The organism is Bacillus sp. EB106-08-02-XG196 (assembly GCF_013396335.1).
Classification (GTDB): Bacteria; Bacillota; Bacilli; order Bacillales; family Cytobacillaceae; genus Neobacillus.
In genome coordinates this window covers 1-14,459 of record NZ_JABWSY010000024.1, presented here as the reverse complement: position 1 = coordinate 14,459, position 14,459 = coordinate 1, and the positions used below count along the sequence as shown (strand labels likewise).

The window sequence follows — 14,459 nt, the reverse complement described above, 5'->3', positions numbered from 1 at the left end:
ATTCCCTTCAGTTTGTGTCGTTAATCCAAGTATAGGGAAATAAAATCATTACGGTAAGTACCAGGTGTCATGTGCAGAGTATGACAAATGTCACATAAGGTTGTCTCTTGCCCCAAAATTTCAAATCTGTGCTATAATAAAATAACAATGTTTTAATCAACTAACGCAGTGGTGTAAGGAATGAGGCTACTGTTTAGAACAAAAGGGTGCTAATAAATGAAAAATCAAATTGATACAATTTATATTTTAGAAAATCCCGAAAAGAGAATTATTAAATTTGCAACTGGCTACCAGCTTAAATATGATGACATCATAAAAGATGTTTTTGGGGTTGCCTGCCTTAATGATTTACAAATGATGATCCAGTTTAACAAGCCATTCCAGGATAGCATCTGTAACAGTAAAAGTATTAACTTAAAGGAGCTCTCCCTAAAACAAGTTATTCGGATTGCTTCGAGAAATGAACTCCTTCAATTAAGAGAACAATTGATGGAGCAGCTGGGAGATTTACCGATACCTCGTCCTTTTGATACAACCATACAACTCCAAGAAGGTATTTTTCACTGGGATGAAACCAATTCTCTATACATTTCAGAAAAACTTGGCGCCTAACTTAAGTAACCCCATAGGGTTGCTTTTTCTATTGTCCTTTTTATTAATAATTATGGCAGGTGGTAAATTTCGTGTCTTCAAAGAACAAAGCAATCATTATTGGCGGGGGTATTTCCGGAAAATTAGCAGCACGTGTGCTGTCGGATATTTATAAAGAAGTGGTCATTTTGGAACGTGATCAAGTGCAAGCAGGACCTTCGCCAAGGAAAGGTGCTCCACAAGGCGAACATTTACATGCCCTTCTACATGCTGGTGAGTATGGACTAGAGGAGTTATTACCTGGTATAACAGAAGATTTCCATCGTACTGGGGCTGTTAAAATCAACTCAACCATTGATCTCGCATGGTTTCACCATGGTGCTTGGAAGGTTCGCTATGACGGCGGGTACAATACCACACTACAGACGCGGCCGCATTTAGAATGGCATATTGAACAATATATAAAAAGAATTCCTAACGTTGTTTTTTCTTACAATCAAGTGGTCGAGGATTTTTTATATAATGAAGAACAAAATCAAATTATCGGTGTTCAACTAAAAGATGAATCAATAATAGCTGATCTTGTGGTCGATGCCAGTGGAGTTAGCAGTCTTTCTTCGAACTGGTTAGGTAAACACGGGTTCGGTATTCCTGAGGAAAAAGTTGAAATCAACTTAAGCTATGTGAGTAAACAATTTGAGCTATCTGAAAATCAAGACAGGGACTGGAAGATTAAAATGGTATATCCTAACCCGCCTCAGGAAAAAATAGGTGGTACTATTTCAAAGGTAGAGGGAAATCGTTATATTGTTACTCTTATGGGCTATCATAACTCAGTTAATAATCAAGAAGTAGTAAAAGATGATAACGGCTTTATAGAAATGGTAAAGAAACTGCCACGACTAGATATCTATCAAGAAATAGAAAATGCGACTCCCTTAACCAAAACATCACTCTACCGTATCCCGAATATCATTTGGAGACGATTTGATAAGGTAGAAAATTCACCAAATGGATTAGTGCAGATTGGTGATACGGTTTGCAGAATAGATCCCGTTTTTGGTCAAGGAATGAGTATTGCCATATTAGAAGCGCTTGCGCTGCAAAAACTGTTGCAGAAGCATGAAGGGGAACTACATAAAGTTCCAGCGGCGTTTCACAAAAGTGCTGCGAAAATCATTTCCCCTATTTGGAATATGGTCATTACAGAAGATTTCCGATATCCTGCCACGAAAGGGAAAAAGCCCTTTGGTCTTTCTTTACAGCAATGGTATGCAAAAAATATCTTTCTTTTATCCTCACAGAATCAAGAAATTTACAACTCGTTTGTCAAAGTAATGAATCTAGTTCGACCAATAACTTCTTTAATGAAGCCAGGTATTATTAAAAGTGTAGTGATATTTGTTTTTTCAAAGTCCCGTAAATCTTAAATACCAATGACAAAAAAAGCCGTCCTCCATATTCAGAGAACGGCTTTTAAAAAAATAGCCAGGACACGAAAGACTCTTTTTAAATAACAAAGAGGTTACTTTTTCAATAAGTACTTTCAATGGATTTAATGGAGTCATATAGTTTTTTGTTTATAGGGGTTGGTACTCGATGTTTTTGCCCCATCTCCAATACTGCTCCCGCAAATAAAGCCACCTCACTATAACGACGCGCTTCCAAATCCTGCGCCATGGAAGGTTTCCCCTCTGGGCTTAAAGTAGCTAACACACTTAACCAATAATTCAGGTCTGCCTCACTAAGATTAATCCCCTCGTATTCAGATAAGGTAATTACCTCTCTCATTGCAGCGATCATGGTTTCCCTCGCTTCGCCTTCTCGTTGAACTTCACCATAATTGCTTTTATAAACAGCGACGGTTTGATTGACTCCTACATTCAGCATAAATTTTCCCCATAGCCGCTTATTCATATTGGTGTCAATTTCATATGGAAAATCAATTTTATCAAAAAAAGCCGCAACAGTCTTAACCTTTTTAGATATCATACCAGGCTTCTGATCACCATAGCAAAGCATTCCTAAATGGTCGTATGTAAGTTTATTTCCTACCTTTACCGCATCCATTCCTTGGGCCACACTATATAGGATCCTATCCAAACCATATACTTGACCAATGATCCCTTCACTAGTAATGCCATTTAAGGCGGATAAAATGATTGTGTCCTTTCCTATATGGTGTTGGACAGCTTGGATAGCATCATGTAAGCCCTCATATTTTACTGTGAAGATTAGTAAATCTGCTGGTTCACAGGGTTCTTCGGGAGTTACATAGTGGAAGTCGCAAAGTTCACCATTACAATAAACATGTTCTTCTTTATATTTATCGATTCGCTTACGGTCGGCAATAATTCTTACATCTTCCTTCGGCATTCTCTTGGCGAAATGGCTCCCAAATAAGATTCCTAATGCTCCTAATCCGATAATAGATACTTTTTTTATTTCCATCTTTTAAGTCCTCTCCGCTTTTTTATTCATTTTATCATGAAAATTGTAGTGGATAATAATGATTCGTTTTTCATTTATTATCGCTATAATAGGAATATATAAAATTCGTAATGAGGGATAAAACGTGGATAACGAAAAGAACGACCCAAAACATACAGAAGACGATATCGACTGGGAGACCTTTTTTAATCCTGATGATAAGCAGGAATGGGAAAAAGAGAAACTTCAAAAGAAGAAACGGAAAAAGTTTATGGTAAAAATCGTTAGTTCCCTGCTCGTGCTAGCACTTTTGATAAGCGGCTTAGAGGTGTGGATTAATATATTTAACCTCCCTGCTATCAACTTTGTTAAAGTGTCAAATCAATTATCAAAGCATCCTGAAGTGAAAGAATATAAGAAATCCGTTGTGACGATTGAATGGGATGGAACAAAAGGAACGGGTTTTACGGTCACAGCTGATGGATTAATTGTTACCAATGAACACGTTGTTGACCGTACAAATAAAGTAAATGTCCATTTCAAATCCGGAGATTCATATAGTGGCAAGGTAGTCGCGAAACACCCCGAAATAGATGTTGCTATTATAGAAATTGACGCAGAAAACCTCCCTTTTCTTCCACTAGCTATCAACAAGGATTGGGAAAGATGGGTTGGCGAGGAAATCACCTTTATCGGAAATCCGTTAGCCTTTACCCAAATTGCCAATCAAGGTACAATCATAGGAAAAGCTCACTTAACCGACTGGGATGTACCGGTTATGATGATTGAAGCTCCTATTTATAAGGGGAATAGCGGAAGTCCGATACTTAATCAAAATGGTGAAGTCGTTGGAGTGATTTTTGCCACCTTGCAAAATCCTGAAATAGAGACAAAGGAAATTGTTGGAGTCGCCATTCCCTCATACCACATAAAGAAAATCATAGATCAGTTATCAGAATAATGACCAGCAGCTAATTGTAGTTCATATATATTTTGGGATACATTTAATAAAGCCAAAGACTACCGATTCCTTCCTGCTCTAGAAAAAATCTTTATTCGAAACCTATTATATTTACCTTCTTTTCGTTCTATGGCGTGGACAAAGCTGCTTACGACCATTAATTCAGCTAAAAATCCAACTGAAAGTGCAATCGCGCCGATTGTTCCATTCCATTGAGCTGCAAAATTCACGCCAATGATTAACGCAACCACTGTAACGATAAAATTGGCAGACTGAGAATAAATCGTTACTTTTGTTTGCTTATATACCATTAGTAAACCATTAAAGAAATCTACAAACGGAAACACAAGGGCCATTAACATTGTAACTTGGAGCACTTGTAAACTTGCATCCAATAGTCTCCCGTTCACCCCAATCACATGCTCTAAAAATAGTCCTCCCAGCGGGGTAAAGGATAATATCCCAACCAATAAAAAAGGGATAAAACCAACCACTAGTAAAAATTTTTTTACAATGGCGTTATGGTCTCCATAAAAATTGATGACAATTTGATGGATATAGGTGAAAAAACTTAAAATTAATTGAGTCACACTCAAGGCGATGGCGTAACTAGCGATTGCCAGTTCAATATCAATTGTTTTCCCTAAAGAAATATTAATTGCCGGACCAATCATAACGACAATCACGGAAGAAAACATAAGTGGACTATAAAATTTAAAAATACTTCTCTTTGACTCTATTTGTTTTTCGTGTTTTTCAGGCATTTTACCTATTAACTTCCTAGCTTCAATGAAACTGATGATACATTCAATGATCATCCCTAATAAAAAGATAATCGCACCTGATTTTCCTGTAATTTGACCACTCTGAATAAAATACAGTGACAACAAATACATCGCAGCAAGCCTTATGACCATTCCAATCGTTAACCATTTCGTTTGTCGGTTATAAATAATAATTCCCTGAGCTAAACAACGAAGTGCTGAAAATATTGTAACAAATATGAGTACTTGATAAATCCCCTTAATATCGTCCACCATATTCGCTTTAGCTCCAAAGATTTTCGCAAATATAAAATCTCCTGCCGGAGTATAGGCAACTGAAATGGCCACTAACATTAAACTAATGATGAGGTAAAAAGCAAAATGAGACATTAATTTATACGAATCTTTATCTCTCACCAATGAAGAACAAGTTTGACGAAGTAAATTACCCAGCCGTTCCGTAATGACAAACAGACTCATGGCAATCGCATAACTAGCTAAAATAAATTCAGAATTATCTGCTCTAACTAATGTACTGTTGATAATAATATGGGATATCGTAACAAGACTGGCTGACAATCCTAAAGGAATAAAGAAAATAAACAAGGATTTCATACTCAGGTTTTCATCTGTTTTTTTCATTTTCTCCATCACCTTTTAGTTAGAATATCTTCCTTAATTTATTTCGATACTCTAAATTTATTCCAATTTATTATAACTCTTCTGGTTACTTGGGTATACTCAATTTTTAGAAAAACAAAAAAATACCGACAATCACTCTTCGGATGCCGGTGTTAAAAAAGTCAATTGTCACTTTCGAGTAATGGAATTTTCACCTCTACTCCTAAACGTGTAAGGAGTTTCGCGAGAGTTTCTAGTCCGGATTTAGGATTGATTTTGGTTTCAAGGTAATAGGTAGTCTCTGTTCGTTTAGATTGATAGGTATGCACTTGGGTAAATGGTCTCTTATCTTTATGAATGGGTTTAAGCGCTACAGCAAAGCGTTTACCATTATCCGTTGCCCCAAGGACTACACCTTCTTCTACTAGTTGATGAAGAGGAAGATGGTGATCTTCAATCCAGTTTAAACCTTCTTTCCATAGTGCAGGTACACTTTCACCACGAATAACCGTGTTCCCTTTTCCAAGCTTAACATTGATATACAAGGATTCCCAATTTTTATTGCTTGTCCGAACAGACTCCTCCACCTCTAGTGTTAAGGTTTTTTCATTTACTTTTTTCTTCAGTTGCTCAAATAGCTTTTCAACGGTACCAATACCAACATTTTCGTATTTTGCAAGAATCACAAGTTCCTTTGGAAGCTGCCCGACACTTTCAATTTGATCATCGTTTAATTGTCTTAATAAGCTCGGAATCCCAGTGAATTCTGTTGGTGTAAGCAGAACCTTTGAAAGTTCCTCCGTAACAACGATATGGTCAGCCTTGTAAAAGAAAAACAGTTCCCCCGATCGTTCGAGTGAAAGCTTCCTTCTGATTTTTTCTTCCTCAATAAAGGTCTTTAACTCCTCAAAGAGTATTTCATCATTCTTTTCACTGTATCGTTTGACATGATTGTGAAGACCAGCCAGATTACTTGGCAGCTCACTCATAATCCGTGCTTGTTGCTCTGCTCCTAGTCTTATTAGGAAGGTTTCGGATTTTTCAAATCTTTGCGGAAGTAAGAAAGCATCCCGAAGAAAATATGGAACCTCTAGTTGTCTGCCAATAAACGATAGCGTCCGAATAGGGGTGAATCCTGGATTTACCTCTTCACTTATTGCGAGAGGCGTTTCCACACTTACCGCCGCTTCTGCAAGAGCAGGCTCAGTGGTGAGTTTTTGAACAGAATGAGAAAGAAGCTCTTCAAGTGACTTGAGTCGAATTTCAAGCTCAGACATATCATATCTATTTTCCATATGAGGAGATGGATCTTGATAATCTGGAACTGTAATATCTACTGGACCATACACCTCTACATACCATTTAACGATTTTGTATAATGCCTCCCATGATAACAGCGCCTCAGAAAAACGGAACATTCTCGAATTATGGGCAGCTTGATTTCCACTTTGCCTAATTAAATGTAATGCATCTTGTACTTCTTTCATTAGATAACCTTTATCGCTCAGCATATCAAGGTGATCTTTTAAATTACCACGAGGATCAATAGACAATTGTTCCACATTAATAACCTGCTGTAAAATATTTTCCACAAAGACACGCGCATGTGTCAGCATGGTTCTTGGGCTTGAAAAAATACTATTTTCTAATTCTCTTGCAACTAAAGCTAGTTCTTTGGAAATAGGCTCAATAAATTGATAAAAATAGGATTGATGTTCCATATGATGGCTCCTTCGTACATATAATAGATTAATTTTATCATATTGAAGCATACTTGGAATATACTAGTAGATTCACCTATTAAGAAAAGCCGTCTCAACTAGAGAGCGGCTTAATTATTGACATATTAATTTGTAAAAACGGTCGCAATGATTTGGTCGTAGGACATGTCGCTATTGACTGTATATGAACCTGGTCGTAAAGCGTTTTGCAGCCCCCTGGCTTCAATATCCTGAGTGAATTTGAAAGCGTCTGGAATTAATTTTGCCTGAAAGAGTGCGTTAGCGACATCGATACTAGTCATCCCATCTGCAACATTAACTACGACTTGGATTACAGCCTTTTCTTTTGTATCAGCTGGTTTTGTTTCAGTACTCTTCGCAGCCTGCAACGTCTTTTCAAGTTCTTCCTTTGTTTGTACGACATAACCTTCAGATTCAAGTTTATCCTTCATCTGTGACGCAGTTAGTTGAACTTTTTCTGAGGATTTAGCTGATACTTTTTGTGTGGTTTGATCATCGGTGAAGTAAACAATACCACAAATCGAAGTAGTAATAAGGATTCCTGCTGCAAAGCTGCTCAATAAGTTAATTCGCATTGGCAACTAGTCCCCCTTCATCCTTTATTTTCAGATAAGGTGATAGCAGCTGTTCAATTTCAGTTTCGGGTACTTCTTTTTTCTCTGCGATGCTTTCAATCGAGTAATTACGTCTATATAAGTCTATGACTTCACGCATGAAAAGCTTTCGCTCTGGGGAAAGTTGAATTCCAGCTTCGTTTATGACCACTTCTATATCAAGCTCGATATCTCGGATTGAGTCTTGGATGCTATTGATTTCTTTCATCATTGATACATGTACTAAATCAATTTGCTTTTTCTCTACTTTGGAGTCACGATATGACTTAACTAATGAAAACCCCAGCAATATTGCAGAAAGCAGAAATAATCCAAATAAAGTCCATTCCATCAAAATATTACCTCCTTGTTTTTTAATAGAACAACACAAGAATCTATTATACATCCAAAATAAATAAATTTCGATTTTATTCTACAAAATACATCAAAAGTCTGAGTCAATTGTCAAAAAGAGGAGAATAAGGAATTCATTTGATTTACTTTTTTGTAGAAGATGGGACAAAAAAAAGCACCCACAAACTGGGCACTTATTGAATAAGGACTATGTACTTCTTAGATAGATGGTGCTTCCATTCCCATGAGGCTCCATTCTTCTCTTGAAGGACCATAAATTCCAGGAACCTGTAAACCTGCTTGACGCATAAGGACTGTCATTTGACCACGATGGTGAACGATATGCTTGATGAGCATATTAAGCATTACGGCTCTTGGCAGCTCCATTCCAAATACATTTTTCATTTCGCTTAACGATTGATCTGTCCATTGCTTTCCAATTGCCTCACCCGTGTTAGCACTAACATTTCGGAATGTCTCTGCAATTTCCCTAGCCGAGGTTGGAATATTGTTTTCGTCTTTTACCGCTTCAACGGTTACACCAAACTCAATAAGCATTCCTGGTGTACTTGATACAATATGCCAAGCGATTGCACCTAATGTGCGGTCGTCTGCTGAAACTTTTTGTTGAAGCGACTCATCCGTTAAGGCATCTAACACCTTTTGAGTTGAAGCCGCTTCTTGATTCCATTCATCGATAAAATGCGAGATTGAAGTATACATGCCATTTCCTCCATTACGATTTTTTTCAGTACAGTAGCATAATATACCACTTCTTCCAATAAAACAAAAATTCCTATTCAATTTAAGACTAAAAAATATTGTTACGTGCATAGTAAAAATATTCTCAATAAAATGATGCTAGGAGTAATAATATGAAGTCTAAATGGAAAATTGTTATTTTATCTGCTTTCCTTTCAATCGGATTTTTATCGGCATGTAACGCTGACAAAAGAGATTCATTAAATCAAGAGAATGATGTTAATTTCCGTCCTGTTCAATATGACCTTAAAACAAACGTAAATGAAAGCAACAATGATTATAAAAACCAAGAAAACAGACGTTTCTTACATGATGAAACCCCTGAGCAAACAGATGATGAAATGGAATAAGCCCTTAAATGTTTTCATAAACAAAACCCTACCTCGTAAAAGATAGGGTTTTGTTTTGACATTAAATGTTCGATAAACTAATCATGTATATTCTCATGAAATTTTCTTTCAAGTTTATATATCCTCCATAATTTACCTCCGTTTTGATTACTATAACAATACCTAAATTCTTTTTATTTGTAAAACGAGCACCAGAGAAAGTTGCATTAATGAAGGTTAATGTTTTTTTTGATGGAATAATTTAATTTAAGGATTTTACCAATCGGCACAGTACACCATATAGTGGGTTTCAAAATTGAAGGTTTTGAGGAGATTTTCAAGAATGGTTTTGGTCCGGTCTACTTCCCAGTAATAATAATCATCATAAGAGGTACTTCCGAAAAATGGACCTGTCCTTGTGGGTAATTCATTATGTGGTGTTTTTCTTTTCAATAAAACGTTTACGCATGAAGTATATAAATCCTGCAGGTTTTCCTTTGACACTTCATAGGAACACATATCATCTTTTCCATTTTGGACAGTTTCTACAAACCAATGATGAATTTGATTTGCTTTTCGCCATGTAACAATCTCAGCTCTTATACAGCACCAGGAGAAGTCTAATTCCTCAAAGCGCTTAATGTAATCCTTTATCTTCTCGTAGATGGCGCCCTTTTCTACTTCTAGCTCACTTAGATGGATATCAGCTGATCGAATTTCATCCAAATTCATACCTTCAATCCTTGGAAAAGAATATAAATGCATATCAAGTCCCATTTTATTCCTCCTAAAAAATATAGATTTTTAAATAGAATCCTCAACAGAGCAGCTATACATTTTTTTAGTAATCACCTCCTAAAAATAGGGCTTAACAAGAAAGGTTTTAAGATAAACAGAACTTAATTCGCAGGAAATTAATGAGGATATTTAGAGGAGTATATGAAGAGTACTGAATAATAACAGAAGTATAGCATGATAAGATTAAGACGGATATAACATAATTAATAATTCACAAAACTGTAACAATTCAGTGTTTAAATAAGATTAAATTCATATTCACAAACACCCCTCCATATAAATTCTACTCCTTTTACTTATTTCATTTCATTTGAAAACTTAAAAATACACAAAAAACCTTGAAACAATGATTTATTTCACATACAAGTCATTCTCAATAAATTAGAATATTCTTTAAAAATAGAAATCAGGTGAAGGAATGTCATTAGTAAAAGAATTTTCAGATGTAGAAGTATTATTAAACTCTTTCAACTCACTTGGGGTGGACTGTTTCTTTGGCAGTGATGCCCAAGAATTTATGGTCTCGAAAGACTCCAATGTCCGATATTATCAGATGATGCATGAGCAGGCTGCCGTTCATGCTGCCGATGGCTACGCGCGAGCAACAGGTAGACCCGGAGTGGCCCTGCTGACATCTGCTTTTGGAGTAACCAATGGAATTACGGGGATCGCAACCGCCTTTAGTGACTCTGTACCGGTTGTCATAATAGTAGGTCAAATTAAGCAAGACTCGCTAAATAAAGAGGCGCTTCAGGAAATAAATATTTCAGGGCTTACAATGGCAATCACAAAGCACTCTTTTAAAATAAACGTATATGGTTTTAACGAAGTTCTGATGAAAGCACTAACGATAGCAGCTGATGGCAGACCAGGTCCTGTTTTAATTGAACTCACCACAGATACTGATGTAAAGGATTTTCCAACCCAGCGTCATAGTCCAACAAAAGTCAACCAGATCAACTTAGATAAATCAATTAAAGCCGCAAAAGATTTAATTGAAAATGCCAGAAAACCTGTTCTCTTTATCGGTGGCGGTGTTATTGCTTCGGGAGCAGCCCATGAATTAAGGGAGTTTGTAGAGCGGTCTCGAATCCCTGTTGTAAGTTCCCTTTTGGGAATAGGATCAATGCAAGCAGGAAACCCATTATATTTGGGAATGTTAGGGATGCATGGTACATTCGCTGCCAATAAAGCCGTGCACCATGCCGACCTTTTAATTTGTATTGGAGTTCGTTTCAGTGACCGTGTGACGGGGAGAATTAGCGGTTTTTCACCAAAGTCTAAGAAGATTCATGTCGATATAGACCCGGCTGAAATCAATAAGATTATAACTGTAGATCTACCAATTGTCAGTGACGCCAAAGAGTTCATATTAAATATAAAACATCCTTTAGATTATCAACAAATTAACAGAAATGTTGAAATCTGGACAAACGAAGTGGTTGAATGGAACCGCACAGTCCCTCGATTTGATAAATCCAACAGTCTGCTTAAACCCCAGACAGTAATCCGACTCTTAAGTGACGATTCCAATCAGGATACCGTAGTAGTGACGGATGTGGGTCAGCATCAAATATGGACGGCTCATCATTATGCATTTACTCAGCCAAGAACACTTATTACATCTGGCGGTTTAGGAACGATGGGCTACGGACTGCCGGCAGCCATTGGAGCAGCTGCAGCAAATCCTGGAAAAACCGTAATTTGTGTCTCTGGTGATGGCAGCTTTCAAATGAACCTGCAGGAATTGATTACGATAGTGAAATACCAACTTCCAATTAAAATTGCGATTCTAAATAATGGCTACCTAGGCATGGTTCGTCAATGGCAGGAACTGTTTTATCAGGGACGATATTCAGCAGTCAAAATGATTTCTCCTGAATTTGCCCAACTCGCCCAAGCTTATGGTGTAGAAGGTTTTAAAGCCATGACTGAGGAAGAAGCTCGGGAGATTATCGCGAAGGGCTTTCAGCGTACCGGACCTGTTCTCATGGAGTTTAATATAATTGAAGAAGAAAACGTCTATCCGATGGTACCTCCAAATCAAAACAACCATCAAACCATCCTATCTCGCTAATAAAAAACGCCAACCCTTATGTATTAAAGGTTTGGCGTTTTTCTATGGTAATCATGAATGTACAATCCAACTGTCCGCCTGAGATGGACAGTGTCCACGGCGGGTGAACACCTTTTAGGTGTCACCTTGGTGACAGGCACCAAATTAGGCCTAAATTATACTCAATCTTCCACTTTTTGTGTGTAATATTGATAGCCAAGGTATTGATAGTTTTGCCTCTTATACATTTCCTTTGGAGTGTCCTGACCATCCGCGACGAGGATGACGGTCTTATCATGAAAGGTATCCATCACAAATTTCTGGATTCTGCTGCCGATTCCTTTCTTTTGAAAGGCTTCATCCACACCTAAGTTATCTATTTCAACTGTATTTTCTGAAATAATTACATCCACTCCCCCAGCTGGCGTACCTTTATATAAAGCTATCAGCTGCATGATAGTTGGGTCTTTAAAAATACATTTATTCAACTCTACCTTTTGATTAGCGAAATTACTGCCAAATACGATATCCTGCTGATACTGTAAGGATAGAAAATCCCTCAGGTTTTTTTCTGTTACGATTTCAACCTCAATGTCGGGGTTAACCTTCACTTCCGGAAACCGATTTGGTTGAATAGCATATAGTTCGAGAAAACCAATATCATAATTTTTTTGATTTAAGTAATTCACTAACTCAACTGGGACCTTTTTATCGACAGGAAATTTGAACTTCACATGTTTCTGACCGTTTCTGTGATGATACTCTCTTAAATAACTTTCTGCGTTTTTAAATTCGACCAGTGTAGGAAATGTTTTAAACTCTATATAATTACTATCATATCTTGATAACATTTCTGGAAAATGAAAATGTTTGTATAGATTATTCTCTGCTACTACATGACTATGAATAAAGATATTTTCAAATGTAATTTGCATGAACCAGGTCCCCTTCAGCAGAAGTATTAATTCTATTCTATAAATTTTTTATCAAATGAATTAGACGCATCAAATCGTCTTTTGATACGGACATCTTTAAGACACCGCTGTCTTGAAAGTCAATGATTGCTTGAAGTGCAAGGATGGTTGGTGGTGCAAGTTTAATTTCTTTAGTTTGAAAGGCAGCTAGTGCATCTTCTGGCTTAATCCAGACTGCTTCATCAATTTCCTTTTGATCTGGTACTGGATATTGACCTTCCGGAAGCTTTGCTAAAAAGAAACGGGTATCAAAACGAATTGGACTTTCCTCAGGTGTGATAATTTGACCAAAATAGGTTAAACATTGAGGATCAAAATAAAGATTTTCTTGTTCTAACACTGTAATAAAAGGTTTTTCACCTTCTAGAAGATTTTTTCGGTATTTTACTAGCTTTTCATTTGGCAATAGAACTGGCAAACCGTCTTTCCTGTCACCCAACAAAATCCCAGCTTCTTCAAATAATTCTCTTGCTGCAGCTATATAATGTGAAAGACTAATAGAAAGCTGGGTATCATCACGATTGACATAATCATTTTCAACATATGCATCATGTTTTTCTACGGCTCCTCCGGGAAAAACGTGAAATCCCCTCATGAACCTCATCGTGATTGGCCGTTTTGTTAAATACACCCTTGATGATTCGTCCATCAATACAACTGTTGAAGCCGGTTTTGGTGTTGCTGCCATCAAAGAATCCACCCCCACTATTTTAAAAAACACTCATTTCATTCTTGCTTTTTCCAATATTCAGTTATAAACTCTTGCAGCATTTCATTTAAACTCGACTTTTTTTGCTTTTTTAACCATTCTACCTGATTGATGGGCAGATTTACTTTTAGACTAATGTTCTCATTGGGCATTTCAACCTTTCTAATTTCTTCCAATGTAACTCCCTCTTCTACATTAGGAAACCATGAACTACTCTCATTCACTCGGTCAAGATCTCCAAATTCATCAATGTCATTAAGGTCACAGAATAAATTAAGCTGCGGCAATCCTCCAGACAGGCTTTTTAAATGCATGATGGAATCAATTAATCTGCCATTTTCTAGTTCTATCTCAATAATTAAATTTTGCTCTTTTTTATATTTTCTCTCCGTAACTTCACTTACAAGCAAATCCAATTCAAGCGTGTATCCCAAGTGTGATTCAAAGATATAAATCGCACTATTAAAGATATATATATTCTCCCCATCAATTTTTACCGATTTTACAACAGCCATTAACCATTCCTCCAAAAAGCAGTAACATTAATAATCTAATTTTATACCAAAAGAGGAGACTTGTTAACTTAATAAAAAACCGCACTAACGAATATCCACCGTTCGAATTTAAGTACAATTACATAGTAAATGTACTCACGTAAAAGCAAGGACGGTGTACCTTTTACGGATTCGCAAGAGAGAATTTCACTCTCACACCAAAGGTGTAAAGCTACATCACGCAGACATCGAAACGTCTGAGGACCAGTATACTACTGCCT

15 protein-coding genes are annotated in these 14,459 nt (G+C 36.9%); 5 read left to right on the top strand and 10 right to left on the bottom strand.

Annotated elements, in window-relative coordinates; translation table 11 throughout:
- The first annotated feature begins 216 nt into the window (after nt 1-216).
- Together MLOOGBEN_RS26780 and MLOOGBEN_RS26775 are read left to right on the top strand one after the other, a co-directional pair.
- On the top strand, nt 217-612 hold the full coding sequence (locus MLOOGBEN_RS26780; protein ID WP_179161301.1) for a hypothetical protein: 396 nt from the start codon (nt 217-219) through the stop codon (nt 610-612).
- Between the two features lie 71 nt (nt 613-683).
- Nucleotides 684-2,021 carry an NAD(P)/FAD-dependent oxidoreductase gene (locus MLOOGBEN_RS26775; RefSeq protein WP_179161300.1) on the top strand — a complete coding sequence of 446 codons (1,338 nt, stop codon included), beginning with the start codon at nt 684-686 and terminating at the stop codon, nt 2,019-2,021.
- 103 nt (nt 2,022-2,124) lie between these two features.
- Here MLOOGBEN_RS26775 and MLOOGBEN_RS26770 read toward each other — a convergent pair whose 3' ends face one another.
- Complete coding sequence (locus MLOOGBEN_RS26770; protein WP_179161299.1) at nt 2,125-3,042, bottom strand: ketopantoate reductase family protein; 918 nt, start codon at nt 3,040-3,042, stop codon at nt 2,125-2,127.
- A 124-nt stretch (nt 3,043-3,166) separates the two neighbouring features.
- Here MLOOGBEN_RS26770 and MLOOGBEN_RS26765 point away from each other — a divergent pair, with 124 nt between their 5' ends.
- The gene (locus tag MLOOGBEN_RS26765) at nt 3,167-3,982 is read left to right on the top strand and encodes a S1C family serine protease (protein WP_179161298.1); all 816 of its coding nucleotides are present in this window, start codon (nt 3,167-3,169) and stop codon (nt 3,980-3,982) included.
- A 59-nt stretch (nt 3,983-4,041) separates the two neighbouring features.
- Here the strand turns inward: MLOOGBEN_RS26765 and MLOOGBEN_RS26760 are convergent, their stop codons facing one another.
- From MLOOGBEN_RS26760 to MLOOGBEN_RS26740, 5 genes are all read right to left on the bottom strand, one after another.
- Nucleotides 4,042-5,388: a multi antimicrobial extrusion protein MatE gene (locus MLOOGBEN_RS26760; RefSeq protein ID WP_256989289.1), complete on the bottom strand. Its 1,347-nt coding sequence runs from the start codon at nt 5,386-5,388 to the stop codon at nt 4,042-4,044.
- Between the two features lie 161 nt (nt 5,389-5,549).
- Nucleotides 5,550-7,088: a DUF4145 domain-containing protein gene (locus MLOOGBEN_RS26755; protein ID WP_256989288.1), complete on the bottom strand. Its 1,539-nt coding sequence runs from the start codon at nt 7,086-7,088 to the stop codon at nt 5,550-5,552.
- A 125-nt stretch (nt 7,089-7,213) separates the two neighbouring features.
- Complete coding sequence (locus MLOOGBEN_RS26750) at nt 7,214-7,684, bottom strand: aminodeoxychorismate lyase (protein WP_179161297.1); 471 nt, start codon at nt 7,682-7,684, stop codon at nt 7,214-7,216.
- On the bottom strand, nt 7,674-8,054 hold the full coding sequence (locus MLOOGBEN_RS26745) for a hypothetical protein (protein WP_179161338.1): 381 nt from the start codon (nt 8,052-8,054) through the stop codon (nt 7,674-7,676). Before MLOOGBEN_RS26745 ends, MLOOGBEN_RS26750 begins: the two co-directional genes overlap by 11 nt.
- A 221-nt stretch (nt 8,055-8,275) precedes the next feature.
- Entirely contained in the window at nt 8,276-8,779 is a 504-nt protein-coding gene (locus MLOOGBEN_RS26740; protein WP_179161296.1) for a DinB family protein, read from the bottom strand.
- Nucleotides 8,780-8,931: 152 nt separating this feature from the next.
- Here MLOOGBEN_RS26740 and MLOOGBEN_RS26735 point away from each other — a divergent pair, with 152 nt between their 5' ends.
- The gene (locus MLOOGBEN_RS26735; protein ID WP_179161295.1) at nt 8,932-9,168 is read left to right on the top strand and encodes a hypothetical protein; all 237 of its coding nucleotides are present in this window, start codon (nt 8,932-8,934) and stop codon (nt 9,166-9,168) included.
- 255 nt (nt 9,169-9,423) lie between these two features.
- Here the strand turns inward: MLOOGBEN_RS26735 and MLOOGBEN_RS26730 are convergent, their stop codons facing one another.
- On the bottom strand, nt 9,424-9,924 hold the full coding sequence (locus MLOOGBEN_RS26730) for a hypothetical protein (protein ID WP_179161294.1): 501 nt from the start codon (nt 9,922-9,924) through the stop codon (nt 9,424-9,426).
- Between the two features lie 439 nt (nt 9,925-10,363).
- Here MLOOGBEN_RS26730 and ilvB point away from each other — a divergent pair, with 439 nt between their 5' ends.
- Complete coding sequence (gene ilvB, locus MLOOGBEN_RS26725) at nt 10,364-12,022, top strand: biosynthetic-type acetolactate synthase large subunit (RefSeq protein WP_179161293.1); 1,659 nt, start codon at nt 10,364-10,366, stop codon at nt 12,020-12,022.
- 161 nt (nt 12,023-12,183) lie between these two features.
- On the opposite strand, the gene MLOOGBEN_RS26720 is transcribed toward ilvB, so the two are convergent.
- From MLOOGBEN_RS26720 to MLOOGBEN_RS26710, 3 genes are read right to left on the bottom strand one after another with little or no spacing between them, the layout of a single operon-like run.
- On the bottom strand, nt 12,184-12,936 hold the full coding sequence (locus MLOOGBEN_RS26720) for a GNAT family N-acetyltransferase (protein WP_179161292.1): 753 nt from the start codon (nt 12,934-12,936) through the stop codon (nt 12,184-12,186).
- Nucleotides 12,937-12,973: 37 nt separating this feature from the next.
- Complete coding sequence (locus MLOOGBEN_RS26715; RefSeq protein WP_179161291.1) at nt 12,974-13,663, bottom strand: NUDIX hydrolase; 690 nt, start codon at nt 13,661-13,663, stop codon at nt 12,974-12,976.
- A gap of 38 nt (nt 13,664-13,701) precedes the next feature.
- Nucleotides 13,702-14,199: a hypothetical protein gene (locus tag MLOOGBEN_RS26710; protein ID WP_179161290.1), complete on the bottom strand. Its 498-nt coding sequence runs from the start codon at nt 14,197-14,199 to the stop codon at nt 13,702-13,704.
- Nucleotides 14,200-14,459 lie beyond the last annotated feature (260 nt).

Excerpts from the sequence above, each read along its gene's own strand:
- MLOOGBEN_RS26745 (WP_179161338.1), bottom strand. The coding sequence starts at position 8,054 with ATGGAATGGACTTTATTTGGATTATTTCTGCTTTCTGCAATATTGCTG.
- MLOOGBEN_RS26740 (WP_179161296.1), bottom strand. The coding sequence starts at position 8,779 with ATGTATACTTCAATCTCGCATTTTATCGATGAATGGAATCAAGAAGCG.
- MLOOGBEN_RS26760 (WP_256989289.1), bottom strand. The coding sequence starts at position 5,388 with ATGAAAAAAACAGATGAAAACCTGAGTATGAAATCCTTGTTTATTTTC.
- MLOOGBEN_RS26710 (WP_179161290.1), bottom strand. The coding sequence starts at position 14,199 with ATGGCTGTTGTAAAATCGGTAAAAATTGATGGGGAGAATATATATATC.
- MLOOGBEN_RS26715 (WP_179161291.1), bottom strand. The coding sequence starts at position 13,663 with ATGGCAGCAACACCAAAACCGGCTTCAACAGTTGTATTGATGGACGAA.
- MLOOGBEN_RS26730 (WP_179161294.1), bottom strand. The coding sequence starts at position 9,924 with ATGGGACTTGATATGCATTTATATTCTTTTCCAAGGATTGAAGGTATG.
- MLOOGBEN_RS26735 (WP_179161295.1), top strand. The coding sequence starts at position 8,932 with ATGAAGTCTAAATGGAAAATTGTTATTTTATCTGCTTTCCTTTCAATC.
- ilvB (WP_179161293.1), top strand. The coding sequence starts at position 10,364 with ATGTCATTAGTAAAAGAATTTTCAGATGTAGAAGTATTATTAAACTCT.
- MLOOGBEN_RS26755 (WP_256989288.1), bottom strand. The coding sequence starts at position 7,088 with ATGGAACATCAATCCTATTTTTATCAATTTATTGAGCCTATTTCCAAA.
- MLOOGBEN_RS26720 (WP_179161292.1), bottom strand. The coding sequence starts at position 12,936 with ATGCAAATTACATTTGAAAATATCTTTATTCATAGTCATGTAGTAGCA.
- MLOOGBEN_RS26770 (WP_179161299.1), bottom strand. The coding sequence starts at position 3,042 with ATGGAAATAAAAAAAGTATCTATTATCGGATTAGGAGCATTAGGAATC.
- MLOOGBEN_RS26780 (WP_179161301.1), top strand. The coding sequence starts at position 217 with ATGAAAAATCAAATTGATACAATTTATATTTTAGAAAATCCCGAAAAG.
- MLOOGBEN_RS26750 (WP_179161297.1), bottom strand. The coding sequence starts at position 7,684 with ATGCGAATTAACTTATTGAGCAGCTTTGCAGCAGGAATCCTTATTACT.